This window comes from Streptomyces sclerotialus, from assembly GCF_040907265.1.
Classification (GTDB): domain Bacteria; phylum Actinomycetota; class Actinomycetes; order Streptomycetales; family Streptomycetaceae; genus Streptomyces; species Streptomyces sclerotialus.
Genome location: NZ_JBFOHP010000002.1, coordinates 2,669,480 through 2,694,527 on the forward strand (window position 1 = coordinate 2,669,480; position 25,048 = coordinate 2,694,527).

General features: G+C 71.6%; 21 protein-coding genes, 1 other RNA gene and 1 pseudogene. 10 read left to right on the forward strand and 13 right to left on the reverse strand.

Annotated features, from left to right (window positions below):
- Positions 1-134: 134 nt before the first annotated feature.
- From AAC944_RS11840 to AAC944_RS11850, 3 genes are all read left to right on the forward strand, one after another.
- Entirely contained in the window at positions 135-905 is a 771-nt protein-coding gene (locus AAC944_RS11840) for an SDR family oxidoreductase (RefSeq protein ID WP_030617939.1), read from the forward strand.
- A gap of 317 nt (positions 906-1,222) precedes the next feature.
- Positions 1,223-1,576, forward strand: a complete 354-nt coding sequence (locus tag AAC944_RS11845) for a hypothetical protein (RefSeq protein ID WP_030617942.1) — start codon at positions 1,223-1,225, stop codon at positions 1,574-1,576.
- A gap of 359 nt (positions 1,577-1,935) precedes the next feature.
- Positions 1,936-2,466, forward strand: coding sequence for a hypothetical protein (locus AAC944_RS11850; RefSeq protein ID WP_030617944.1), 531 nt, complete (start codon positions 1,936-1,938; stop codon positions 2,464-2,466).
- 81 nt (positions 2,467-2,547) lie between these two features.
- Here AAC944_RS11850 and AAC944_RS11855 read toward each other — a convergent pair whose 3' ends face one another.
- The 6 genes from AAC944_RS11855 to AAC944_RS11880 form a co-directional block, all read right to left on the reverse strand.
- The gene (locus AAC944_RS11855) at positions 2,548-3,540 is read right to left on the reverse strand and encodes a hypothetical protein (protein WP_196943094.1); all 993 of its coding nucleotides are present in this window, start codon (positions 3,538-3,540) and stop codon (positions 2,548-2,550) included.
- A 423-nt stretch (positions 3,541-3,963) separates the two neighbouring features.
- A complete protein-coding gene (locus AAC944_RS11860) occupies positions 3,964-4,776 on the reverse strand; it encodes a hypothetical protein (protein WP_051871958.1) in 813 nt (270 codons plus the stop codon).
- A complete protein-coding gene (locus AAC944_RS11865; RefSeq protein ID WP_051871959.1) occupies positions 4,773-5,732 on the reverse strand; it encodes a hypothetical protein in 960 nt (319 codons plus the stop codon). The genes AAC944_RS11860 and AAC944_RS11865 overlap by 4 nt, the downstream gene beginning before the upstream one ends.
- Before the next feature lie 62 nt (positions 5,733-5,794).
- A complete protein-coding gene (locus tag AAC944_RS11870; protein WP_368397152.1) occupies positions 5,795-6,970 on the reverse strand; it encodes an enoyl-CoA hydratase/isomerase family protein in 1,176 nt (391 codons plus the stop codon).
- 7 nt (positions 6,971-6,977) lie between these two features.
- Positions 6,978-7,244, reverse strand: coding sequence for a hypothetical protein (locus tag AAC944_RS11875; RefSeq protein ID WP_030617956.1), 267 nt, complete (start codon positions 7,242-7,244; stop codon positions 6,978-6,980).
- Positions 7,245-7,328: 84 nt separating this feature from the next.
- Positions 7,329-12,065, reverse strand: coding sequence for an FtsK/SpoIIIE domain-containing protein (locus AAC944_RS11880; RefSeq protein ID WP_030617958.1), 4,737 nt, complete (start codon positions 12,063-12,065; stop codon positions 7,329-7,331).
- 246 nt (positions 12,066-12,311) lie between these two features.
- On the opposite strand from AAC944_RS11880, the gene AAC944_RS11885 reads away from it, so the two are divergent.
- Positions 12,312-12,599, forward strand: coding sequence for a WXG100 family type VII secretion target (locus tag AAC944_RS11885; RefSeq protein WP_030617964.1), 288 nt, complete (start codon positions 12,312-12,314; stop codon positions 12,597-12,599).
- A gap of 434 nt (positions 12,600-13,033) precedes the next feature.
- On the opposite strand, the gene rnpB is transcribed toward AAC944_RS11885, so the two are convergent.
- Positions 13,034-13,435, reverse strand: an RNA gene (gene rnpB / locus AAC944_RS11890) — RNase P RNA component class A.
- A gap of 154 nt (positions 13,436-13,589) precedes the next feature.
- On the opposite strand from rnpB, the gene AAC944_RS11895 reads away from it, so the two are divergent.
- Both AAC944_RS11895 and AAC944_RS11900 read left to right on the forward strand, forming a co-directional pair.
- Positions 13,590-14,411, forward strand: a complete 822-nt coding sequence (locus tag AAC944_RS11895) for a MerR family transcriptional regulator (protein WP_030617968.1) — start codon at positions 13,590-13,592, stop codon at positions 14,409-14,411.
- Positions 14,408-15,052, forward strand: coding sequence for a hypothetical protein (locus tag AAC944_RS11900; RefSeq protein ID WP_037772608.1), 645 nt, complete (start codon positions 14,408-14,410; stop codon positions 15,050-15,052). The genes AAC944_RS11895 and AAC944_RS11900 overlap by 4 nt, the downstream gene beginning before the upstream one ends.
- 24 nt (positions 15,053-15,076) lie before the next feature.
- Here AAC944_RS11900 and AAC944_RS11905 read toward each other — a convergent pair whose 3' ends face one another.
- The gene (locus tag AAC944_RS11905) at positions 15,077-16,537 is read right to left on the reverse strand and encodes an RNB domain-containing ribonuclease (RefSeq protein ID WP_078888693.1); all 1,461 of its coding nucleotides are present in this window, start codon (positions 16,535-16,537) and stop codon (positions 15,077-15,079) included.
- A 149-nt stretch (positions 16,538-16,686) separates the two neighbouring features.
- Between AAC944_RS11905 and yaaA the strand changes: the two genes are divergently transcribed.
- Both yaaA and eda read left to right on the forward strand, forming a co-directional pair.
- On the forward strand, positions 16,687-17,487 hold the full coding sequence (gene yaaA, locus AAC944_RS11910; protein ID WP_030617973.1) for a peroxide stress protein YaaA: 801 nt from the start codon (positions 16,687-16,689) through the stop codon (positions 17,485-17,487).
- A 105-nt stretch (positions 17,488-17,592) separates the two neighbouring features.
- Complete coding sequence (gene eda / locus AAC944_RS11915; protein WP_030617976.1) at positions 17,593-18,249, forward strand: bifunctional 4-hydroxy-2-oxoglutarate aldolase/2-dehydro-3-deoxy-phosphogluconate aldolase; 657 nt, start codon at positions 17,593-17,595, stop codon at positions 18,247-18,249.
- A gap of 141 nt (positions 18,250-18,390) precedes the next feature.
- Here eda and AAC944_RS11920 read toward each other — a convergent pair whose 3' ends face one another.
- Genes AAC944_RS11920 through AAC944_RS11930 form a run of 3 tightly spaced genes read right to left on the reverse strand, consistent with a single transcriptional unit; the run spans position 18,391 to position 21,263 of the window.
- A complete protein-coding gene (locus AAC944_RS11920; RefSeq protein WP_030617980.1) occupies positions 18,391-19,659 on the reverse strand; it encodes a bifunctional RNase H/acid phosphatase in 1,269 nt (422 codons plus the stop codon).
- Between the two features lie 6 nt (positions 19,660-19,665).
- Complete coding sequence (locus AAC944_RS11925; protein ID WP_196943124.1) at positions 19,666-20,409, reverse strand: zinc ribbon domain-containing protein; 744 nt, start codon at positions 20,407-20,409, stop codon at positions 19,666-19,668.
- Positions 20,406-21,263 carry a Nif3-like dinuclear metal center hexameric protein gene (locus AAC944_RS11930; protein WP_030617985.1) on the reverse strand — a complete coding sequence of 286 codons (858 nt, stop codon included), beginning with the start codon at positions 21,261-21,263 and terminating at the stop codon, positions 20,406-20,408. Before AAC944_RS11930 ends, AAC944_RS11925 begins: the two co-directional genes overlap by 4 nt.
- 239 nt (positions 21,264-21,502) lie before the next feature.
- Between AAC944_RS11930 and AAC944_RS11935 the strand changes: the two genes are divergently transcribed.
- The gene (locus AAC944_RS11935; RefSeq protein ID WP_368397153.1) at positions 21,503-22,918 is read left to right on the forward strand and encodes a hypothetical protein; all 1,416 of its coding nucleotides are present in this window, start codon (positions 21,503-21,505) and stop codon (positions 22,916-22,918) included.
- Between the two features lie 128 nt (positions 22,919-23,046).
- Entirely contained in the window at positions 23,047-23,214 is a 168-nt protein-coding gene (locus AAC944_RS11940) for a hypothetical protein (protein ID WP_196943096.1), read from the forward strand.
- 90 nt (positions 23,215-23,304) lie between these two features.
- Here the strand turns inward: AAC944_RS11940 and AAC944_RS11945 are convergent.
- Positions 23,305-23,606: pseudogene (locus AAC944_RS11945) on the reverse strand (short chain dehydrogenase); the annotation flags it as partial.
- A gap of 168 nt (positions 23,607-23,774) precedes the next feature.
- Positions 23,775-24,659, reverse strand: coding sequence for a MaoC/PaaZ C-terminal domain-containing protein (locus AAC944_RS11950; protein ID WP_030617992.1), 885 nt, complete (start codon positions 24,657-24,659; stop codon positions 23,775-23,777).
- Positions 24,660-25,048: the final 389 nt, after the last annotated feature.

Sequence of the window (25,048 nt, forward strand, 5' to 3'; positions counted from 1 at the left end):
CGGCCGGATGAGGAGTGTGACCGCATCGGACAATTGCAGGCCGGTCCGGCGATTGAGGACGAACGCCAAGGCCCGGTGGTTCGCGTACGGGGCCGGACCGCATGGCCCGGCGCCGCACGGCCTACGCTGCCGCCATGACTGACACGGAGAATCCGAAGGTGCCGAAGGTGGCGGTGGTGACCGGTGCCGGGTCCGGCATCGGACGCGCGGTGGCCCTGACGCTGGCGGCCGACGGCTGGTCGGTGGCGCTGGCGGGGCGGCGCGCGAAGGCCCTGGACGAGACGGCCGCACTGGCCGGGGACGACGCGAAGCTGCTCACCGTCCCCACCGACGTCTCCGACGAGGACGACGTCGCGGCGCTCTTCTCCGCCGTACGCGACCGCTTCGGCCGGACCGACCTGCTCTTCAACAACGCCGGCACCTTCGGCCCGCCGGTCCCCCTGGAGGACCTCTCCTACACGGACTGGCGGTCGGTCGTCGACGTCAACCTCAACGGCGCTTTCCTCTGCGCCCAGGCGGCGTTCCGCGCGATGAAGGAGCAGTCACCCCAGGGCGGCCGCATCATCAACAACGGCTCCATCTCCGCCCACGTCCCCCGCCCGCACTCCGTCGCGTACACCGCGACCAAGCACGCCATGACGGGCCTCACCAAGTCCCTCTCCCTGGACGGCCGCCCGTACAACATCGCCTGCGGCCAGATCGACATCGGCAACGCGGCAACGGAAATGACCGGCCGCATGCAGACCGGCATCCTCCAGCCCAACGGCGAACTCGCCGTCGAACCGGTGATGGACGCGGCGGACGTGGCCCGCACGGTCCTCCACATGGCCGCGCTGCCCTTGGAGGCGAACGTCCAGTTCGCCACGGTCATGGCCACCACGATGCCGTACATCGGACGGGGCTGAGACGCGGGGCTGAGGGGACGCCGGGGGCGGGGCAGGACGTACGGCTGCACGGCTGCACGGCGACGGGGCACGGGGGTACGGCGGCGGGGCACGAGCGGGGCTGTACGGGTACGGGGGCACGGGCAGGGCTGTACGGGTACGGGGCTCTTACGGCGACGGGGCACGGGCGGGCGCACCGGGGCGCGGAGGCCCCGTACCGCCGCGCCGCCGTGCACTCACACCCCCGTCACACGTCCCCCACACCCCGCCCCGACAACCTCCACCGCCCCTTCCGTGCCACCCCCCACATCCGCCGACCGCTCGGTACGATCCCGCGCATGCCTCCCCACAACGACCTGGATGACCAAGGGACCGCGCTCCTCCTGGAGTCCGCCACACCCCGGGAGCGCCGCGCGGTACTGCGCCGCCGTCGCCACCGGCCGTCGTCCCCGCGCGAGGCCCGCATCACCCAGCTCGTCGTCTCGCTGCTCTTCCTGACCGGTGGCATCGGAGCCCTCGTCGAACACGTCGACGCGCACACCTCGACCCGCACCGTCGCCGCCTACCTCACCCTGATCGCCCTGTGCGCCGTCTCCGCCGAACTCAGCCGCCGCGGCCGCACCCGCATCAGCTTCTGGCTCCTGTGCACCGGCATGATCGCCCTGGGCCTCACCACCCCCTTCCTCCTCTGACCTCTCGTTCCCGCCCCCTTCGCCCCCGATTTTCGTGCAGTTGTGGAGACGGCTTTGTGAGGGAGATCGGGCTGGGGTGTGGGGATGTGACGATGCCCGGCGAGCACGCACCTGAGACAGCAAGGAAGCGGAGTCACGGGCGCGGCACCGTCCCCTCACGACTCACCATGCGGGGCTCACGACTCACCATGCGGGGCGCGGAGAAATGCGAGGGACAGCAGAGCTGCGATTTACCCATGCTCCGCACCGGCCGAACGGCGAACTCGCCGCGGGTACCCAAGCCCTGACTGGATCTGCTTTGCTTTGACGGATAACGGGTGCGGGGGCGCAGCTGTCGGCGAACCTCGGGGGGAGGGGTCGTGAGCGACCCGAACGGTAGCGGTGGGACGAGTGGTTTTCTCGGCCGGACGGCCGCTTTCTGGACCATGGTCGGCGGCGTATTCGCAGTCATCGGCGTCGTGGTCACCATTGCGCTGGCCATTCCGCGCCCCAACGGTCCGACACCGACGCCCGGCCCGACCACCGCCGAGCCGACCACCCCCGAGCCGACCACCAGCCCACCCACCACGGAGCCGACAGCTGACGGCGACTGGCACTGGGACACCACGGGAGCCGGCCCGTACGCCTGCAATTATGAGGGCCGCATTCGTTCACAGCCCGGCGGGGGCATGGTGCAGTACGAGGTGAACAACGTCACCGACCACGAAATCCTGTTGTTCTGGATCGACTATTCAGGCAGTCGCCAATCCGTAGCCAACGTAAAAGCCGGCGAGCGGGATTCCAGGACCTGGCAAGCAGGCCAGATCCTCATGATCGCGGACTACAGCGCTGACTGCGTGGAAATCTTTTCGATATCCGGAAACGGCCGCGTGATCCTGAGCAAGGAATGAATTCCGCACCCGCCGAGGCCCCCGCGCCGCCCCAGCGGTGCGGGCCGACGCGCGGCCTGTTCCCCGTGCGGACCCGCACGGTCAGCCGATGGGCCCCCACTGGCGCTTACGCGACTGCTCTTCACTCGCCGCGGCCTTCGGCTTCGCCACGGGACGCCCGTGCTCCACGCAACGCACAGGCATGACAGCCCCGTCGGCACGCAGCGACACCACACCCTCCCCATAAATATCGCCCACGTACCAGACCTGCGCCCGCCCGGCCGGCGGCCGACGAAGAGCGAACTGCGTGCGCAGCGCCTCGTTGCCGGTGACCAGCACCAGCGCACGCCCACGATGCCGTATCTCGACATCCGTCGTCCGCCAGGGGGTATTTCTGCTGCGCAGCTTCCGATACAGACTGAAGCTGGTCCGCACACGCTGGAAAGCCGGGACCACAGTGATGAGCAGCACGAATCCGAGCCCCTTGCCGGCGTGGTACCCCTGATGCCCGCCCGGGAGGAGCCAGAGAAAGGGGACCGGCGAGACGGCCAGAAGGGCTGCCCCTCGAAGCAGCCGTAGCCGCATCGAGCGACGCGTGGCCGGGAAGGACCAGGCCGGTCCCGGAGGCGGCTCGGGAGCCGGTACCACCGGGGTGCGGTCCGTTTCCATTGCCGGAATGGCGAGTTCAGGCAGATCGACACCTGCCTTGGCGGCCCGGATCAGTGCTGCGGGAGAGGCATGGGCAAGACGCTCGGCCCGTCGGCCCCCTTCTGGGAGCTCCAGCATGCGCCGCGGCCCGCGCTTTCCTGGTACCGCGAGCACAGCACGGAAACGCGGATCGCCGACAACCCACAGCGTGCGGATCTCCGCCTTCGCCTCGGGCTGGGCCTGCGGGAACATCCGCTCCAACCACCAGCGGGTGTACCGGTTCACGTCCAGGTAGACCGTGACCGAGGACCTCGGATGGTCCGGATCCGGAACCTGGAACCAGTGCCTGTCGCCATGCCGGGAGTCACGCCGGCCGAACGAGTACGAAAGGCCCTTCTTGTGAACCTGCCACGGATAGGCGCGCAGAACGCGACGCACCCGGAACATCCGCCTGACACGAGGGACTTGGCGGCAGACCCCCAGATCCCCGCGATGACGAGCACCGCAGCCAGAATCCAACACACCCACGTCGGACCGGGCAGACGCGCGATGACGAAACCGCCGGCCGCAACTCCGAGAGGAAGTCCCAGCAGCTGCAGCGCGAGACCGGCCATCCAGGCACGACGGGTGGCGGGGTGCCGCCAGGCGGTGTCACCGGTGGCGTGGGACGGAGAAGCACTGGATTGCCGGGTCACGGGACTATCGACGGACTGTCTCATGGCGTGTTTCTTTCGCTGTGCGTTACGCGGGCGCTGCCCCGGAAAGGAACTGCCGGCCGCAGCACCGGCACGACGCCCCTCCGTCCCGCGGCCCAATCAGTCGACTGTGACGTCGAGGCACTCGGGGCGCGCTGCACTCCATCAGCGCCGGTCACCTCTGAGTCGTCTCCCGGATCGCGTTCTCTTCCGCGCTCACGACCTCACCCTCGTCCACGAACTCGATCTCCGGCTCCTCGAAGGACACCGTCCGGAGGATCGCCGTCATGACATCGCAGAACTCGGCCCAGTAGTCCGTGGAGGCGGTGTGGAGGGTGAAGACCGCGGTGAACGGGCCTGTGGGAAACGGAACATGGACCTGGATCTGCCCGGTGAGCAGCTTCGCCGCCTCGCCGGTCGCCGTGATTTCCGGGTTCAGTTGGTACTCGGTCAGCGTGATGCAGGAGACCGCGGGTCCGCACGGCAGATCCAGCGGACGGGCATCGTTGTGCTGATCGCGGGAGAGGGTCTCAAGGATGCGCTCAGCGGCCCGGCCCGGATCGTTCGGGTGCCGCTCCGTCGGGACGACGGCCAGGGTGAAGGCGCATTGGACGACGCCCAGGGAGGGTTCGTGTCGGGCATCGGCCTCGGACCTCGGAGCGGTGGTGCCGCCCTCCACCGTTGCGCCCTCCAGCGCGCCCTCCTCCGCCGTGGAAAAGAGGCCCATCGCGGCGTACGAAGCCCCGGACTGTGCCATGGTCTCGGCTATCGCGGCGTAATACTCCGCGGCGGGTTCCCAGATGCTCTCGTCGCCACGTGAATAAAGACCGCGCACGAACTCCTGGGCCCGCTCGGCACGCTCCTCGGCCGTGTCGGCAAGAGGAAGCGCGAAGAAGCCGTCGGGGGTGGCGAACCAGACGGGAGGGGGCTCGAGTGCGTCGGCGGGCACAGGCGCAGGTGGGCCGGCGGGGACGGAGGGAATCGTCATGAGCTGGGGTTGTCCTTGGCGGGGGCGAAGTAGAGGTGCTGGATGTGGTCGGAAAGCGCCTGTCCTTGGAGTTCCCTGCCCTCGGCATCCATGATCGTGTAGTCGCCGCTGATACCGAAGCGCGAGTCGGTCGTCGGCTCCGCCACGGCGATCCGGTAGCACCCGCATGTGTACCGAGTGACGGTCGGAGACCCGGCGTCCCAGAGCTGTGCCGCCGCAAAGGCCCGGGCGGTTGCCTGATGCGCCGGCGGGAGCGATTCCAGCGGAATCAGGTCGAGATGACCGGTGAGGTATTCGGTGAGATCAGATCGCGAGTGGGCCTGAAGCCTGCACCAGGAGCCGTCCGTGAAGACAATCTTGATGTCCCATCCGTCCTTGAAGTTCTTACGCTCGACCGCTGCGATGGCGGAGCGCGAAATCTCCCAGAGCACCTCGTCTTCGATGATCTCCGTGTCTTTGTGGACAGGTAGTCCCACGATCACGAGGCGGCGGTCGGTGACGATGGCGTGGGTGGTGTACTCCTTCTTGTTCACCCGGCCGGGATCCAATTGCCAGGGCAGGGTGCGGGCGATGGTGCCGGGCGCCGCCCACATCACGGGGAAGTCCTCGACCTCGTCGGGCCGGTCGTGGCTGGTGTCCGAGCCGGCGTCCGGGTCGGAAGGATCCCGCCACGTGCCACCGCCAGGGCTTCCTCCCTGTGAGGTCAGGATCCCGCCTACGATGGCTCCCGCCGCGATGAGCGCCCCTTTGATGGTGTTGCGGGCGCCCGCGTTCGCGTGAGTGCGGGCCGTGTAACTCGGGCCATCGGGCCAGCCCGGGAGTTCACTCTGAATGTCCCGCCGTTCCGTGTCACGGAACCAGCGCATGCCCTTGACGGTCATCGCCGCGCCCGTGGCGAACCGGACGGGGGTCCGGGCGAGGAGGGTCTCGCCCGGTTCGGGCTGCCAGATACTCATATGCGTATGCTTCTTCCTACGTGAGGGCTCTGATCCTGAATCCGCTGATTCCGGTAGGACGCTCAGTGGGCCGCAGCCGACTTCTGGAACTGGTCACCCGGGAAAAGGGCCTCCCCCACATGCTGGGGGATACTCAAAACCTTGGGGGCTATCTTGATCCCCGCATCGATGGCAATTCCTGCACCCGTGGGGTTGATATTCACCCCTGGGATCATATTGAGCCCCTTGGATCCGAGGAGCTGACCATCGAGATATCCGGCCTTGGCGACACCGCCCATGCGGGACATCAGGCCACTGCTCTCATGCGCAATCTCGTACATTTTGTTGGAGCCGCCGCCGATCTTCAGCAGGCCTGCCTTACCGATGCCGCCCGTGAGACCCTTCGAGTCCTTACCCCAGGCGAGGATCTTCGTCGCCCGCCCTGGAATCTTCGTGGCCGCGAACCCCTCGCCGAACTTGGCGGCCACGTTGTCCACCTTGCCGACCACCTTGACGCCCTTGCCGAACAGCCCGATCCCCGGCAGCAGCCCCACCGCGTCCAGCCCTATCTGCAGCCAGCTCACGTCGGCGCCGCCCGCCTTGGCCAGCCCGTGTGCCGCCAGCGCGCCCGCGCCCGTGATGAGAGCGGCGGTGCCGAAGATCGCCGCGAGGGGCGGGAAGGGGAGCGAGAGGATCGCCAGCGTTCCCAGGACCGCGGTCAGGTCGCTCAGTAGGTCGCCGATCAGCTTGAAGTCGTCGGCGTGCTCCTCGACGAAGCCGGCCACGTCATCGAACAGGCTGTCTTCGACCGCGTCGTCGAGAGCCTGCCGAATTTGATTGGCGATTCTGACGCCGGCGAGATGATAGTTGGCCACGGCCTCGTCCATCCGAGCCCTGGCGTCCTTCAGCGCGTCCTCGTCCTTCTCGTCCACCATGGCCTGGGTGCGAGCCTTGCTCGTCTCACCTTGGGCATATTCCAGTTCATCTGCCCATTTGCGGAGCAGACCGCCTACCTTGTCGTACCTTCCCTCAGCCTTGGCGAGCTTTCCCGCAAGGTCGTCCGCGCCTTCTTTGAGCTTCTCGGCGTATTGCCCCTTGAGGTTTTCGCCCTTACCGACCTCGCGGAGCTTCCTCGACTGCTCTCTGATGGTCTCCCCGATGCCCTCGAGTCGGCGAGCCTCCTCCCTTATCTCATGAGGGTCACCTGGAGTCGGGTCCTGTTCAGCGAGCGGAGACCAGTCCACCGGACGCTTAGCCACGAGATCATCAATCCTTTTCGCCGTCGGCTTCCTTGAAAGACTTGATGGTCTTTCTTACCCGCTTCTCCACGTCCCCCATCTGTTTCATGAGGTCTTTGCGGTGCTCGTCCCAGCTGTCAGCGAACGCTTCCATCGCAAATTTAATCGAATCATGTCCGTATGCTTCGGCCATGGAATCCTGGTTGGCCGCACAGGACTCGAATTCCCTTTTGAGGGTTCCGAAGTTCTTCTTGATCTCGTGCAGTTCGTCGTAGGAAACAACCAGATTACTCATTCATTACCCCCGTGGAGATTTTTCAGGACCGCCTGCCGGCCCGCGCACCCGCGGGCCGGCAGGCGTACCACTTGATCGAGAGCCTTAGCCCACCGGCACAGTCACCGTGAACGCCTCCCCGTTGCCCAGGTGCAGGAGGCCCTTGCCCGGGTTCACCGGGCCGCCTACCGCGCTGCGGGTCAGGCGGACGCCGATCAGTTCGCCGCTCGAGGTGTCCTGCGGGGACAGCAGCAGGCCGCGCTTGGACTTCTTGAGGTCGACCTGCCAGCCGCTGAAGCCCGAGCAGACGTCGTCCTCGTCGCCGGCGATGACGATGCCGATGCCGCGGTCGGAGCCCGTCGCGATCAGGCGCTTGAACTCGTCCTCCGCGTCGCAGTCCTCCAGCAGCTCGCCGTCGTCGATCAGGATGACGATCGGGTGCTCGACGGACGCCGTCGCCACGGCCTCCTGGAGTTCGTCCTCCTCGATGTCGCTGCCGGTGAAGACCGCCAGCACGCCTTCGAGGCCCTTGAGTTCACGCAGCGGGGAGTTCCGCGGGGCGGCGACGACCAGGCGGGCGCCGAGGCCCACGAACGTACGCGCCAGGTTCATCAGCACCGTCGAGCGGCCCGACTTCGCCGGGCCCGCGATCACGAAGCCCGGCGAGCCCTGTGCCAGGTCCGGGCCGAAGGCCGTCAGGTCGTCGCCGCCGACGCCCACCAGGCCCCACATCCGCGAGGTGGCCGCCGTCGGGTCGATGTGCTGCCACGCCTCGGCGAAGGTGATGCGGCTGGGCAGCGAGTCCACCCGGAACGGCCGCAGGGCCCGCGGCACCGCCGCGTCCCGGCGGGCCGCCCCCTCCCCGATGGCCACGAGCGCCGCGTTCTGCCCCTGTCCGGTGGCGTCCTCGCTCAGCAGCGCGAACTGGATCTCCGTACCGGTCTCGTTGCGGAACGCGCGGCCCGGCGGGATCTCGTCCGGCACCTTGCGGCTGTTGATGCCCAGCATCGAGAAGTCGGTACGGTCCGCGAGGCGCAGGCCGAGCTTGTCCTCGGTGAGCGAGGCGATGCGACCGGTCAGCAGCTGCCTGTCGCCCGTGATCACCAGGTGGATGCCGACGCTCGCGCCCTCGCGCATCAGGGTCAGCAGCTCGTCGGTCAGCTCGCCGTGCTCCAGCTCGCCCAGCGAGGACATCCAGCCCTCCCAGCGGTCGAGGAGCAGCACGATGTGCGGCAGCCGCTGGTCCTCCGGCGACCCGGCGCGCTGCTCGCCGATGTCCGCGAAGCCGTACTGGGCAAGGAGCTCCTGCCGCCTGCTCGCCTCCGACGAGAGCCGGCGGACCAGCCGGACGGCCCGCTCGCTCTGGTTGCGGCTCACCACCGCGCCGCAGTGCGGCAGCTTGGACAGGGCGTTCAGCGCGCCGTTGCCGCAGTCGATGCCGTACAGGTGGACGTCGGCGCAGGAGAGGGTGCGGGCCAGGGAGCCCGCGATCGTCCGCAGCACCTGGGAGCGGCCGCTGCGCGGCGCGCCCGCGATGAGCAGGTGGCCGAAGGTCGCGAAGTCGACCGCGACCGCGCGGCGGGCCTGGCTCGAGGGCAGGTCCTCGATGCCGTACGGCGCCGGGGGCAGCGCGCCCAGCCCCTGCACCGGCGGCAGGTCCTCCGGGAGCAGGGTCTCCGCGAGGGCCGGCAGCCACGGGCTGTGCTGCTGCGGGATCTGCAGGTACGTGTTGGCCTCGCGGACGGCGTCGACCAGCACCTTCAGGTCGGTGATCTCCTCTTCCTCGCTCTTGGCTGCCGCGGGCTTCGCCAGCGCGGCGCGGCCCAGGTCGGCCCAGTCCAGCTCCCCGGTCCACGGGGCGATGGCCATCGGGTCGACGGTGCCGGGGCGGCGGCCGCCGACGCGGCCGGACTGGAAGGGGATGAGGGAGGCGGCGCCGGTGCGCACGTAGGCGCGGCCCGGGTTGTTCTTGGAGATGTTGCCGGCCTCGGGCGAGTCGATGACGTCCGACGACTCGCCGCCGTCGGTGACCCGCAGGGCGATACGGAGGTTGGTGTTGGCCCGGATCTCCGGCGAGACCACGCCGGACGGCCGCTGGGTGGCCAGCATCAGGTGGATGCCGAGGGAGCGGCCGCGCTGGGCGATGTTGACGAGGCCGGTGACGAAGTCCGGCAGGTCGCGGACCATGGACGCGAACTCGTCGATGACGAGGAGGAGTCGGGGCAGCGGTGCCATGCCGGGGTTGCGGCGCACCAGGTCCTGGTAGTCCTCGATGTCCTTCGCCCCGACCTGGGCCAGGATGTGCTCGCGGCGGTGCAGTTCGGCGCCGAGCGACTCCAGGGCGCGCTCGACGAGGTGGGCGTCGAGGTCGGTGACCATGCCGACGGTGTGCGGCAGGTTGACGCAGTCCTTGAACGCGCTGCCGCCCTTGTAGTCGACGAGCACGAAGGTCATGTTCTCCGGCGTGTTCGCCACCGCCAGCGCGGCGACGATCGTCTGCAGCAGCTCGGACTTGCCGGAACCCGTCGTACCCGCGATGAGGCCGTGCGGCCCGTCCTTGCGGATGTCGATGCCGAACGGTCCGTCGTACGACTCACCGACCATGGCCAGCGTGGACTGCCCGCCGGTCTGCCAGCGGGCGATCACCGCGTTGGCCGTCGGCGGCTCCATCCCGATGACGTCGAGGAGCCGGCTGGAGTCCGGCAGCGCGCTGTCCGTCGCCTCGCCGCTGATGTCGCGCAGCGGGGCGAGCGCCCGGGCCACCCGGGCGCACCAGGCCGGCGAGACGAAGTCGGGCCGTACGCCGAGGATCTTGTCCGCGCCCTCCTGCTGCACGCGCAGCCGCAGCACGGAGGGGTCGATCTGCTCCGCAGTGGTCGGCATCGCGGGCATGGGGGCGCCGCTCTGGTTGTCGAGGGAGAGCATCACGGCGGCGGTGTTGGTCAGCGCCGCCGAGGCGGCCGCGGGCGACTTCTTCTTCCGCTTGCCCTTCCCCTTGCGGCGCGACCGGCCGGCCTCGGCCGCCTTCTTCTTCTGCTCGTCCTCGGCGGCCCGCCGCAGCGCTTCGAGAGCGTCGCTCGCGCCACCGCCGACCTGGCGCTCGTGCCGGGCGTGCCGGGCGTTGCGCGGCTCCGCGATCACGATGCCCTTGCACTCGCCCGGCAGGAAGCGCTCCTCGGCGTCCAGGCAGATCGCGTACATCGATACGGCCGGGCCCTCCTGGAGCAGCCGTACGACGCCGGGCATCGAGCGCAGCCGGCGCGAGCCGTCCCAGACGACGACGATGTCGGGGTCGGAGAAGCCGGCCTGACCGCGGTTCTCCTGGGCGGCCTTCTGCCGGGCTTCGAGGATCTGGGTGAGTTCGCCGATACGGGCGCCGACGGTCTCGGCGTCGTTCCCGATGAGGACGTTGGCGTCCTGCGCCGTCGGGCGGGCGTGCGGCAGCCAGCGGACCCAGTCCCAGCTCTGCTGCGCGTGCGCCTCGGTGAGTACGTAGAACTGCACGTCCAGCGGGCTGTGCAGGGTGGCCGCCTGCGCCACCGTCCACCGCGCCAGGCTGCGCGCGGTCTCGTCGGGACCCGCGATGCCGATCACGCCGAGCTGCCCCAGGTGCAGGGCGACGGGGGTGTCGGCGATCTCCCAGGTGACCTGGCGGCGGTGGTCGTCCTGCTCGGGGTCGTCGAGGACGACGGCGGAGGGCAGCCGGCCGGTGCCCACCCGCAGCAGCAGGTGGTCGGCGTCGCTGCGGCGGCGCTCCCACAGACGGGTGCGGGGGCCGGTGGCGTTGGCCCAGATGGTGCCGGGGTCCGGGTGGTCGACGCGGCGGTCACCGCGCTCCAGGACCAGCGCCTCCTGCGCGTCGCGCTCGATCCGGGCCTTGTGCTCCTCGTACTCCTCGACCTGCTTGGCGTGGGACTTGCGGCCGTGCTTCTTGTCCCAGAAGTAGTTGCCGATCATGATCAGCGGGCTGAAGACCGCCATCAGCAGGTACGTCGAACGCCCCATCACCAGCGCCATGGTGACGGCCATGACGAGCGGGGACGCCGCCATCAGCCAGGGCAGCGGCCGCGCCTCGTACTCCTTCGGGGGCGACGGCAGGCGGAACTTGGTGGTGCGCTCCGGCGGGCGCAGCCGCGGCGGGCGGTTGTAGTCGAGGCCTGAGCCGTCGTCGGACCACTTCAGGGCCGCGTCCGGGGGCATGTAACGGTCGACGTCGAGCAGGGTGTTGCCGATGGCGAGCTGGGAGCCGACCGGCAGTTGCTGCCCTTCGAGGGGCTTGCCGTCGACACGCACCTCGAACGCGGACTGCCCGCTTCGGGGCGCCGCATCCGGCCCGCCGGGCTGTCCGGTGGCCTGCTCGACGCCCTGCCCGCCGTCGTGCACGGCCAGGCGGAGGTCGTCCGCCGAGACCACGTAGAGCGTCATCGCTCGCTGCGGCAACTCGGGGTCGTTGATGAAGAGTTGGCAGTTCGGGCTGGAGCCTATGTCGTACCGGCCGATGCCGAGCCGGTACACGGCACCGGCGTCGGGCCCGCCGGCCACCCGGATCTCGATGACACCGGACTGCTCGCCGGGCAGTGTGCCGGAGGGGTCGTCCAGGCTCACCACCGCACCGTCGCGCAGCGGGGAGGTGGTGACGGTGTGGGCGGGGTCGACCTGGTAGTTGTCGACGTAGAGCACGGGACCGGGCTGTCCGGGGAACGTGCCGGGCGCGCCCGCGCCCCGCACCCGGGCTGCCAACTCCCGGGCGACGGCGTCGATTCGGGTTTCCGGGTCAGCGTCGAGGACGAGGTCTTTGCTGGCGTGCGTATAGGGGTCGACGACGGTCAGCTTCAAACGCACTTAGCTCCTCCTCGAAATGCCTCTCTACGGGGAAGAGAATATCGTCCCGGCAACTCGGCCGGGTACCTGTGGCGAGCCTCAACAATATCCGGATTTGGGGGGAGTTAATGGCCGTCACGGCTGCGCTCATATGCGCCGGTGAGAGTTACCGACTAGGGTGCCAGGCGGCGTGTGCCGAAGCGGTGCGCGCCATGCGTGTGCCGGGAGGGGGACCTCGCGGTTGTTAACGGAGGGAAGGGGAGCATCATGGCTAAAGACCTCGATGTCACATATGAGGACATGCGGGCCGCCGCGAAGAAGATGAACCGCGAGAAGGAGCGCATCGAGGAGAAGCTCCACGACCTGAAGACCTACATCGACGGCCTGCTCGAGAAGGGCTTCGTCACCCGGCAGGCGTCGAAGAAGTTCGGCCAGGACTTCGACGAGTTCAAGCAGGGCATGTCGAAGACCAACGAGGGCCTCGACGGTCTCGCCCAGTACCTGGAGAAGGCGGCGGACTCCTTCGAGAACCTCGACGCGGAGCTCGGCAAGTAAGCCGGCGACTGCCACGGTTGAAGCTGCCCGCGCGCAGCACCGGGGGTGAGGGTGGTATCGGCCTGGATAGGCCGGCACCACCCTCACCCCTTTTAGCTTTCAGCGGCACGGGGTAAGGGGTGTATTGGGTGGCCGGACCGCCGCCCCGAGAATTCACACGCCTTTTCCCTCTTTCCATGCCTCCCTTACGGCGCGGCCACAGAATATTCACAAGAGAGGCAGCCGGAGATCCGATCGCTGTCCGGATTGATGAGTTTTCGTGATTCTTGCCCTGTGGTCCCGGTCACGGCCGTGGCGAATTGCGCCGTGCGGAGAACTCGACGACTCACCGGCAACGAAGGAAACGGCGCCCGGGAGGCATGTGGAGCAGGCCGACGTGCCGCACGGCGCACGGCCGCCCGGCCGACGTGCCGGTGCAGGAAAGGGGATGGCGGCGGACGAGTCGGCCTGTACGCCGGGTTCTGTCTCCCGGGGCCCTCGCGGGCCTCGGGGAGGCGGCCATCCATCTAGGGCTGCCGTTGCCGGCAGCCTCGTGCGGTCCACCCGCGGACTCGGGCGGGCAGCCCTCGATCATCCGCGCAGGGCCGTCGTGCGACGGCCCCTCTTGACCTTGCTCCAGGTGGGGTTTACCTAGCCCTCCGAGTCACCTCGGAGGCTGGTGGTCTCTTACACCACCGTTTCACCCTTACCGGAGCCTCGCGGCCCCGGCGGTCTGCTTTCTGTGGCACTGTCCCGCGGGTCACCCCGGGTGGGCGTTACCCACCACCCTGCCCTGTGGAGCCCGGACGTTCCTCGGGGAGGTCCGAAGACCCCCACGCGACCGCCCGGCCGGCTCGTCCGCCGTGCCGACCATCGTACCCGCACGCCACGGCGGGCCGTCCCCGGCCACTGCCGCTGCCACCGCCACCGCCGCGTCCTTGACCTTGTCGCAGCGTCAACGTTTCTACTGTTCGCCATGGAGACGGAGAACTCGTACACCGGACGGCCGGCATGAGGATCGGCGAGCTGGCGGCGCTGGCCGGGGTCAGCACCCGGACCGTACGCCACTACCACCACCTGGGGCTGCTGCCCGAGCCGGAGCGCCGGGCCAACGGCTACCGGGAGTACGCGCTGCGGGACGCCGTACTGCTGACGCGGGTGCGGCGCCTCACCGAGCTGGGGCTCGGCCTGGACGAGGTGCGGGACGTACTGGCCGAGGACGCCCGACGCGACCTCCAGGAGGTACTGACCGAGCTGGACGCGGATCTGGCCCGGCAGGAGGCGGACCTCCGCGAGCGGCGGCAGCGGCTGGGCACGCTGCTGCGCCGGGCCGAGGAGCACGGCGGTCTGCCCGCCGAGGGCCCGGTGTCCGAGGAGCTGGCGGACGTCTTCAAGAAGATGGCGCACGCGTCTGCCGCGCGTCCGGGCCCGGAGCCCGCGATGGCCGCCAAAGAGCGGGAGCTGATGACGCTGTTCGAGGGGATGGGCGCGGCGACGGAGCAGGTGTCACAGCTGCTCGGCGCGGCGTTCGACGACCCCGGGGCGATGGACCGCGCGTACGAGGTGTACGCGCTGCTGGACGAACTGGCGGAGGCCGAGGTGGACGACCCGAGGGTGGCGCGGGCCGCACGACAGCTGTACGAGTGCCTGCCGGACGAGGTCAGCGCCGAGCTGGCCGCCGGCGCGCACCAGGCGCTGGCCGCGGAGGACGCCAGGCCCGGGGACCGGACGGGGGCGCGGGCCCTGCTCGACGCCTTCTACGCGTCCTTCGCACCCGCTCAGGCCGCGGCCTTCCGGCAGGCGATCCGTCTCTTCGTGGAGCGTGCGGGATGAACCGGGGGCGGGCGCTGCGTCTGCTGCTCGCGCACGAGGGGCGGTGGCTGGCCAGCCTGGGGATGTGGGTGGTGCGGCGGCAGGACGGCGCGGGCCCGGGAGCGCGCGAGGTACGTGCCTTCGGGTACGCACGGGCGCAGGCCCCGTTGGTGCTCGGCTTCGCCTTCGTGTGCCTCGTCGAGACCGTCGGCGTCTCCTTCCTGCTCGCGGACCACCCCACGCTCCACTGGATCGTGCTGGTGCTGGACGTCTACACGGTGCTGATGGCGGTCGGGATGCACACCGCCGCGGTGACCCGGCCGCATCTGCTGGGCCCCGAGGGGCTGCGCATACGGAACGGCGCCCGGCTCGACGCCACCGTCCCCGTGGAGCTGATCAGCACCGTGCGGCGCGACCTCCGCTTCCCGAAGGACAAGCCGCCCGCCGGCGTCCTGGAGGCGGCCGTCGCCGGGCAGACCTCGGTGACACTGGAGCTGTCGGCGCCGGTCACGGTCGTACGGCGGTTCCTGGGGGCGCCCGAGGAGGTGCGTACGGTCCGCTTCCACGCGGACGACTCACGGGCGGCGGTGACGGCCCTGCGGGCGGCGGCCGAGGCGGCGCGGGAGGCGGGCGCCGCCGAGCCGGAGCCGGCCGCCTCCTGACGCGCCGGGCGGTCAGGCCCGCGCTCAGGCCGGTACGAAGCGGACCGGTGCGCGGCCCGGGTCCGCGGCGGTGAGCCGGACCCGGAGGGGGTGGCCGAGGGGCAGCGGCGGGGCGTCGGGAGCGGCGTCCACGCGGCCGACGACCGCCGGGGCACAGAGGTGGACGGTGCCCTGGCGGGGCCGGTCCTCGTGGACGTCGACGACGTAGCCGTCGAAGAGCTCACCGACCCGGTCGTGCAGGACCGCCGCCTCGACCAGGTCCACGCACTCCCGCTCGACACGGTGGGCGCGCCGGCCGCCCTCCGCCATCTCCCCCGGCAGTGCGGGCAGCGCCGCCCGTACCCGGTCCGGTGCCGGCTCCCCCGCCGCCGCTGCCAGGCACAGCTCGGCGACGTACCGGTCGACGAGGCGGCGCAGCGGCGCCGTGGCGTGCGCGTACGGTGCGGCGACCGCGGAGTGCACCGCGTCGCCGGGCGCGGGCGCCGTGCCGTCGAAGACCGTGTAGTCCGCGCCGCGCAGCAGGGAGGTGCACTCCTGGAGGAACGCGGCGTGGGTGGCGCGGTCCGGGTCGAGGCCGCGGATCAGCGTCGCGTACGAGGTGTGGTGCGGCCAGTCGATGCCCAGCGCGTGGGCGGTACGGCGCAGCCGGCCGACCGCGCCGTCGGGCGCGTGGGGCAGGGTGCGCAGGATCCCGGTGCCGGATTCGAGCATGAGCCCGGCCGCGGCCATGCCGGTGAGCAGCGAGATCTGTGCGTTCCAGCCGTCGGCGGGCAACGGGGCCCGGTAGCTGAGGCGGTAACGGCCGTCGCGCCCCACGATCTCCTGCTCGGGCACGTTCAGCGAGATGCCGCCGCGGTCCCGTTCGCGCTCCTCGCGCAGCTGGCCGATGTCGCGGAGGAGGGAGAGCGGTTCCGCCGCGGTGCCGGACTCGATGGCACGCTGCACGCCCTCGTGGTCGAGCCGGGCGCGGGAACGGACGACGGCCCGCCGCACGTCCGTGGTGACGAGCGCGCCGTACTCGTCCAGGTCGAGCCGCCAGAGGACGGCGGGCCGGTCCTGGTCGGGCAGCAGGCCGGCGGCGCCCTCGCCGAGGACGGGCGGGTGCAGGGGGACCCGCCCGTCGGGGAAGTACAGGGTCTGCACGCGGCGGTGCGCCTCGGCGTCCAGCGCGCCCCCGGGGGTGACGAACGCGGCGACGTCGGCGATGGCGTAGTGCACGCGGAAGCCGCCCGGTTCCCGCCGCGCGAGGTACATCGCCTGGTCGAGGTCGGTGGCGCCGGGCGGGTCGATGGTGAACAGCGGGAGGCCGGTCGCGTCCTCGGCCGGCAGCCGTGGGGCACGCGCGGCGTCGGCCGCCTCCGCCATGGCCTCGGCCGGGAAGTCCGCCGGGATCTCCGCGCGTGCCCGCAGCTCCCGCAGCGCTCCGCACAGCGGGGCGGTGTCCTCGGGGGATTCGTCGGTCACACGCATCGGACGACGGGGCATGGCACGAGACTAGGACAAATCCCTCCTGAGGGCCGTCAAGCGGCACCTCCTGGGGCCGTCAGGCGCCCTCGCGGCGACGGCATAGGGTTCTCGGGGGCCGCCCACCCGGCGGCCCGCCCCGTGCCCGTACCGCCGTAAGGAGAACGACCGTGCTCACGCTGCTGCCGCCGTCCGAGGGCAAGGCCGACGGGCAGGACGGCGCGGCCCCGCTGGACGTGGCCGCGCTGTCGCTGCCGGGCCTCGCGCCCGCCCGTGAGGCCGTGCTGACCGAGCTGGTCGAGCTGTGTGCGGCGGACGCCGGCAAGGCGCAGGAGGTACTGGGCCTGAGCGAGGGCCTGAAGGGCGAGGTCGCGAAGAACGCCGCACTGCGCACCGCCGGCACCCGCCCGGCGGGCGAGATCTACACCGGTGTGCTGTACGACGCCCTGGGGCTGGCCACGCTGGACAAGAAGGCGCGGCAGCTGGCGGAGCGGTCGCTGCTGGTCTTCTCCGGGCTGTGGGGCGCGGTGGGCATCGCCGACCGCATCCCCTCGTACCGCTGCTCGATGGGCGTGAAGCTGCCGGGCCTGGGCGCACTGGGCGCGTACTGGCGGGGCCCGATGGCGGAGGTCATGCCTGCCGCGGCCGGGGACGAGCTGGTGCTGGACCTGCGGTCGTCGGCGTACGCGTCGGCGTGGAAGCCGAAGGGCGAGGTCGCCGAGCGGACGGCGACGGTACGGGTGCTCCAGTCGAAGATCGTGAACGGGGTCGAGAAGCGCTCCGTGGTCAGCCACTTCAACAAGGCGACCAAGGGCCGGATGGTCCGCGACCTGCTCTCCGCCGGACTCGATCCGGCAAGCCCGGCGGAGCTGGTGGAGGCGCTGCGTGGGCTGGACTACACGGTCGAGGCGCAGGCCCCGGTGAAGGCCGGCAAGCCGTGGGCGCTGGACGTGATCGTCACCGAGCTCTGACCGGAGCCCGCACGCCCGGGAGGCGTCACCGCCTCACAGCATCGCCGCATTGCAGCATGCGCAACGCCCGTTGCGAAGAATGTGCCCGGGGCGCACTATGAACCCGTGACTAGTGCTGCCTCTGCTTCCGCCTCCCCCGCTTCCGAAGGCTCCGTCCTCGGCCTGGCCCCCGTCGTCCCCGTCGTCGTCCTGGAGGACGCCGCCGACGCCGTACCGCTCGCCCGTGCGCTCGTCGCGGGCGGCCTGCCCGCGATCGAGGTGACGCTGCGCACCCCGGCGGCGCTGGACTCCATCCGGGCGATCGCGGCCGAGGTTCCGGACGCGGTGGTCGGCGCGGGCACGGTGATCACGCCCGCGCAGGTCGCGGAGACCGTCGCGGCGGGCGCCCGCTTCCTGGTGAGCCCGGGCTGGTCGCCGCGGCTGGTCGGCGCGATGAAGGACTCCGGGGTGCCGTTCCTGCCCGGCGTCTCCACCACGTCCGAGGTCGTGACGCTGCTGGAGGAGGGCGTCACGGAGATGAAGTTCTTCCCGGCGGAGGCCGCGGGCGGCACGGCGTACCTGAAGTCGCTGGCCTCGCCGCTCCCCCAGGCCCGGTTCTGCCCGACGGGCGGCATCAAGGCGGCCAACGCGCCGGAGTACCTCGCCCTGCCGAACGTCGCCTGCGTGGGCGGCACGTGGATGCTCCCGGCGGACGCGGTACGCACCAAGGACTGGGACCGGGTCGCGCGGCTGGCGGCCGAGGCGGCTGCGCTGCGCCCCTGAGGAGCGCGGCACCGCTGCGCCCTTCAGAGGCGCGGCACCGCTGCGCCCTTCAGGGGCGCGGGAAACTGCGCGACCGGTCACGACGGCGCGGCGGTCGGCAGCCGGGGCACAGCCCCGCCCCCGTAGCCGCGTCGGCCGGGCTCACCGCAGGTGAGAAGTGTCGTTCAACAGTCGCAGTGACGCGTTGCCGTCCGCGTAGTACGCGATCGCCGACAGCGACGCCGCGGAGAGTTCCATACGGAACAGCGCCTCCGGCGGGGCGCCCAGCGCCAGCCGGACCAGGGTCTTGACCGGCGTCACGTGGGTGACCAGCAGGACCGTCTTCCCGGCGTACCGGGCCCTGAGCTTGTCGCGGGTGAGCTCGACCCGGCGGGCCACGGCCGCGAACGACTCGCCGCCGCCGGTCGGTTCGGCCTTGTCGGAGGCGAGCCAGGCGTTCAGGTCGGCCGGGTGGCGCTCGCGCACCTCGGAGAAGGTCAGGCCTTCCCACGCGCCGAAATCCGTCTCGCGCAGTCCGTCCTCGACGCGCACGTCCAGGCCGAGCCGGTCGGCGATCGTCTCCGCGGTCTCCCGGCAGCGTCGCAGCGGCGAGCTGACGACCGCCTGGACCGTGCCGCGTACGGCGAGCGCGGCGGCCGCCTCGCGGGCCTGGAGGCGGCCGGCGGCGGAGAGTTCGGGGTCCGAGCCGCCGCTGCCGGAGAACCGCTTCTCCGGGGTCAGCGCGGTCTCGCCGTGCCGCAGCAGCACGAAGGTGGTCGGGGTGCCCAGGTCGGCAGGGGCGGCCCAGCCGGACGACGGGGCGGCGGTGACGGCGGCGTCCGGGCCGGCAGCCTGCGGCTCGGCCGCCGCACCCAGGGGGCCGACTGTCGCGCCCTGCGGACCGGCCGTCACGCCCTGCGGACCGGTCGTAGCGCCCTGCGGGTCGGCCGTCGCGCCCGCCGGCTCACGAGGGCCCGTGGCGAGCGCCGCCTTCGACGTGCCCGGCTCCCACTGGCGGCCTGCCGCGCCCGCGTCCATCGCTTCGTTGGCGAGCCGGTCGGCGTGCTTGTTCTGCGCGCGGGGAATCCACTCGTACGTGACCCGGTCCGGCGGGAAGACCGCCCTGGCGGCGGCCGCGAGCGGCTGCATGTCCGGGTGCTTGATCTTCCAGCGCCCGGACATCTGCTCGACGACGAGCTTGGAGTCCATCCGGACTCTGATCTCCGCCTCGGGGTCGAGGGCGTACGCGGCACGCAGCCCGGCCACCAGCCCCTTGTACTCGGCGACGTTGTTCGTGGCCGTACCGAGGTACTCGGCGGCCTCGGCCAGCGTCTCGCCGGTCCCGGGGTCGATGACGACGGCGCCGTACCCGGCGGGCCCGGGATTGCCCCGGGAACCGCCGTCCGCCTCGACGATGAACGTCCGCGGCATCGCGGCTTACAGGCCCGAGTCGGGCGTGCGGACCAGGATGCGGCTGCAGTTCTCGCAGCGCACGACCTTGTCGGCGGCGGCGGCCCGCACGTCGTTCAGTTCGGTGATGTCCAGCTCCAGGCGGCAGCCCTCGCAGCGGCGCTGGTAGAGGCGGGCAGCGCCGACGCCGCCCTGCTTCTCCCGCAGCCGGTCGTACAGCTTCAGCAGGTCGGCGGGGATGTCGGCGACGGTGAGTTCGCGCTCCTTGGTGACGGTGGCGGCCTCGTCGTCGATCTCGGCGAAGACGGCGTCCCGGCGGGCGACGGCGTCGGCGACCTTGGCCTGGATGGCCTGCACGCGCTCGGTCAGCTCGGTGACGCGCTCCTGCGCGGACTCGCGGCGTTCCATGACCTCCAGGACGACCTCTTCCAGGTCGCTCTGGCGCTTGGCGAGCGAGGCGATCTCGCGCTGGAGGTTCTCCAGGTCCTTGGGCGAGGTGATCGCGCCGGAGTCCAGGCGCTGCTGGTCGCGGGCGGCGCGCTGGCGCACCTGGTCCACGTCCTGCTCGGCCTTGGTCTGCTCGCGGGCGGTGTCGCTCTCCTCGGTCTGCGCGGCGACGAGGAGGTCGCGCTGCTGGGTGAGGTCGCCCTCCAGGGTCTGGAGCTCGGCCAGCTCGGGGAGGTTCTTGCGCTTGTGCGCGAGCTGGGTGAGGCGGAGGTCCAGGGACTGGACGTCCAGGAGGCGGATCTGGTCTGCGGGCGCGGCGTTCAGTTGGGGGCTCCTGGTGAATCGGGGGTCGGGGAGGAGGCCGCGTGGGCGGTCCAGGGGTCGGTGACCGTACGGGAGACGTGCGTGCGCAGGTCCCAGCCGTGCCGGTCGGAGATCTCGTCGAGCTGCGCTGCGGCCTGCTCGCACCACGGCCACTCGGTGGCCCAGTGCGCGGCGTCCAGCAGCCCGAGCGGGCTCTTCTGGGTGGCCTCGGAGGCCGGGTGGTGCCGCAGGTCGGCGGTGAGGAAGGCGTCCACGCCCGCCGCGCGTACGTCGTCGAAGAGGCTGTCGCCGGAGCCGCCGGAGACCGCGACCGTACGGACGGTGCGCTGCGGGTCGCCGGCGAAGCGGATGCCCTGCGCGGTGGCCGGCAGCCGCTCGGCGGCGTACCGGGCGAAGTCGGCGAGCGGCATCGGGTGGGCGAGTTCGCAGACCCGGCCGAGGCCGCGGCGGCCGGCGGGGTCGCTCGCGTCCGGTACGAGGGGGCGCAGCACGCGCAGGTCCAGGGCACCGGCGAGGGCGTCGGAGACGCCGGGGTCGGCGGTGTCGGCATTGGTGTGCGCGACGTGCAGGGCGATGTCGTTCTTGATCAGCGTGTGCACGACCTTGCCCTTGAAGGTGGACGCCGCGACCGTCGTCGTCCCCCGCAGGTACAGCGGGTGGTGGGTGACGACCAGGTCGGCGCCGAGCTGCACGGCTTCGTCGGCGATCTCCTGCACCGGATCGACGGCGAAGAGCACCCGCTGTACGGGGGCTTCGGGATCGCCGCAGACGGTACCGACGGCGTCCCACGCCTCTGCCCGCTCGGCGGGCCACAGGGCGTCGAGGGCGGAGAGGACTTCAGACAGTGCGGGCACGGGTGGAAGGTTACCTCCCACCCGTGGCCGAACGCCCAGCCGTGGTGGCCGCACGGTGCCGGATGCGCCCTGGCGGGGCGTCGCGCGGGTCCGGCAGGACCGGCCGCGCCGGCACATCCGCCGCACCACCCGCAGGCGAATCGGACAACCGCCACTCATACGCGTGAAGTGACCCATCAGCCGTTGATCGGCAGGAAGTGCGAAAACTAGCTTCGATCGTGACTGGAGGTGACCACTCAATGACAGCCTGTGCAACTGAGCGTGTCAGGACCGACGGGAACACCGAGGACGCCACGGAGCACACCCCTGCGGGTCCCCCTCGCGTCTCCGGACCGCGAGGACTCACCGGGCTGCCCCACCGCCCCGCTCCCCTGACGATCGCCGCCGACGGTTCGTACGCCGCACGGCTCGTCCCCGCGCCGGGCGGCGGCTGGTTCCCCGAGCGCTGGACGCTGGACGGCTGCGAGCCGTACGCGGTGCGGCTCCCCTGCCGCCGGCCCGAGCGGCCGGACAGCGCGCTGCTGCCGCTCGGTGACGGCCGGGTGCTGATCCTGCGCCGCGCGGAAGGGCACAGCACGGTCGGCCTCCTCTACCCCACCGGGCCGGGCACCGGCGAACTGCCACTGGGCAGCGTGGAGTCCGGGGAGCTGACGCTGCTGCCGCCCGCCCCGTGCGGCGCGCGGGCGTACGCCCTGTCCCCCGTGGGCGGTGACGGCCCGCGCCGGGCCACCGCGGTCTGGCTGCTGCACGGCGGCGACGGACCGCAGCGGGTCGCCCTGGTGCCGGGCCGCTGTACCGGCGGCGCCTGGCTGGACCGGGAGGGCCGCCTGCTGGCCCTGGACCGCGAGCTGGACGGGCCGGTCAAGACCGTCGTGATCGACCTCGGCCGGGGCGGCGAGGTCAGCCCGCTGCTGGAGATCACCGAGCGGAGCAACGACCGGCTGCTGCTGGCCGACCCCGACAGCGGGCTGGTACTGCTGCGGTCGGACGCGCCCGGATACGACCGGATGGGCTGGGGCGTACTGGGCAGCACGCTGCCGGTGCGGTTCCCCGAGGCGCTGCACGCCGCGGACGCCGCGCTCACCCCCTTCGCCGTCCAGCCGGGGCAGCTGCTCGCCCCGGAGAGCTGCGCGGTGGCGTTCCGGATGGACTCGGCGGCGGGGACCTGGCTCGCCACGTGGCGGCCCGCGGCGCGGAAGCTGCGGCAGCCGGCCGCGCCCGCGGGCTGGCTGGCCGGCACGGGCCACTGGACGCCGGACGGCGAGCTGCGCCTGCCGTACGCGACACCGGCCGCCCCGTGCGGCGTGGCACGGGTGAGCGTGTCGTGGGAGGCGGGGACCAGCTCCCCACCGCCGACGCCTGCGGTCCCTCCCGCAGCCCCGTCGTCCACGTCGTCCGCCCTCCCCGTGCCGGCCGGGGCGCGGGGGCCCGGATCGCATTCGCAACGACTGAGACGGGTCTCCTGGGACACCTCGTCCGCCGTGCCGCCTGCTTCCGGAATCCTCAGAACCACCGTCAGACATCCGGACGGCTGCACAACATCCGCACAATCGGACCCCGCGGCGGGGGAACCGTACAGGGGCCCGGAGCATCCCCAACCGTGCAGGCCAGTACCGCTGCAGCAGGCGCCGCTGGCGGCCCGGGAGGCCCGGTAGAGCGAGAAAGTACGCCCCGTTAGAATTCGGAAGGGGGCTACGCAGCCGGTTGACCCGGCCACCGACGGTGATGCCGCGGCGGTCCCGACGCGTACACCTGTAAGCGATCTGACGGAGTGACACTTTCCATGTCCGAAGCCCGAACCGACACGACCGAGGCGCGCCCGCACGAGGCCTCCGCCCAGGCCGCCACGGCCGCAGGCTCCGGCAAGCACCGCGGCCCGGCGGCGAGCGAGGACGCGGCGGCGTCCGGCGCCGGGCGGCACCGCCGGCCCACGAATTCCCGGAACGCCTGAGCGACAGCAGGCAGCACCGAGACGGCCGTGGCCGCCACGGAAGAGGTCTCCCGTGGCGGCCACGGCCGTCGTGCGTGCCGGACCGGCCGCTCAGCGTTTCTTCAGGCTCAGGACCTCCGGCGCGGCGAACGCCTCCTCCGGAGCGCGGTCCGCGAAGTACCGAAGGACGGCGACAGGGCCGCGTCCAGCTCCTCGTACGTGAAGACGTCCTTGGCGGCGTCGAACTGTGCGGCCACCTTCGGCCATTCGAGGAGCGCCGCCATACCGCCGTGCACCACGAAGACCTGCCCGTTGACGTGGCCGGCCGCGGGTCCGGCGAGATAGCCGACCAGCGGTGCGACGTGCTCGGGCGCCAGCGGGCCGAGTCCGCCCTCGCCCGGCTCCCCGGAGCCGAAGCGCAGCGCGGGTACGGACGGTACGGAAGGTGCGGTGGTGCGGGGGCTCCTGCGGCTCGTATGGCCCTTCCAGCGCTCCTGCGGCTCGTACGGCCCTCCTGCGGCTCGCCCGGGTGACTCGCCGGGGGGCGGGGCGCGGCGAGCGGGTCAGGCGTGCCCGACCGCTCAGGCCTGCTCGACCACGGTGTCGGCCAGTACCGGCGCGTCCTCCCTGTCGGGCGCGGTGACGGACACCTGGACGCTCCCGGGCCCGGGAGCGTCACGCCACATACGGATGCGCAGCGGCTCGCCGGGGTGGACCACGCCGGCGAACCGTGTGGCGTAGCTGCGGACCCGGCCGACGTCCCCGTCCAGCACGGTGTCGACCACCGCCTTCAGCGTCACGCCGTACGAGCAGAGGCCGTGCAGGATCGGCTTGTCGAAGCCTGCGAGCGCGGCGAACTCCGGGTCGGCGTGGAGCGGGTTCCAGTCACCGGAGAGCCGGTACAGCAGCGCCTGGTCGGGCCGGATCAGCCGGGTCACCGTCCGGTCCGGCGCGCGTGCGGGCAGGCCGAGGCGGTCGGAGGGGCCGCGTTCGCCGCCCCAGCCGCCCTCGCCCCGGACGAAGATCTGGGTGTCGCTGGTCCACAGCGGCCCGTCCTCGTCCGCCGTTTCCGAACGCAGCACGATGACCGCAGCCTTGCCCTTGTCGTAGACGGCGGGGACGGTCGAGGTCTGGCGGGCGGCGCCCCGGAGCGGGATCGGCCGGTGCAAGGTGATCTTCTGGGCGCCGTGCAGGACGGCCGCGAGGTCCACGTCGATGCCGGGGAACGAGAGCCCGCCGACCACGGCCATGCCGCCGCCCGCGACGGTCGCGAAGCTGGGCAGGACGTGCAGCCGGCTCTCCAGGGTGTAGCGCAGCTCGTCCGGGTCGGTGGCGGCGCCGGGCCGCTCCTCCGTGGCGGCGCCCGCGCCGACGCCGAGGTGGTAGAGCTGGACGTCCTTGTGGTCCCAGGCGATGTCGGAGGTACGCGGCTCGGCGGCAACGGCCTTGTCGGCGTCGATGGGCATGGGGCGGGGCTCCTTCACCGTGGTGCGGAGGGCGTACGGGGTGGCGTGCGGAGGGCGGGTACGGCGGGCGGTAAGACCCCGGCCGGGCGTCCGCACCGTCGGCCGGCCGGGGTCGTCAGCGGTCGGTGGCGCGCCTGGCCGGGGCGGGAGCGCGGCATCCCGCGCCGCCGCCCGGCGCACTAGAACGCGTTCTACCGATGGGCCATGTATAGCCCATCAGGGCCCAGCCCGGAACCCCCTGACAGGCCGTCAGGTACGGGACTTCGCGCCCTCGGCCGCCGCACCCGTGACATTTGTCCCGCCCGGTCGGCGACATTCTCTTCTACCGAGATCACCGCCGTTGTCCGTAGATTCATGGGCATGACGAGGGCAACGGGGAAAACGGGGAC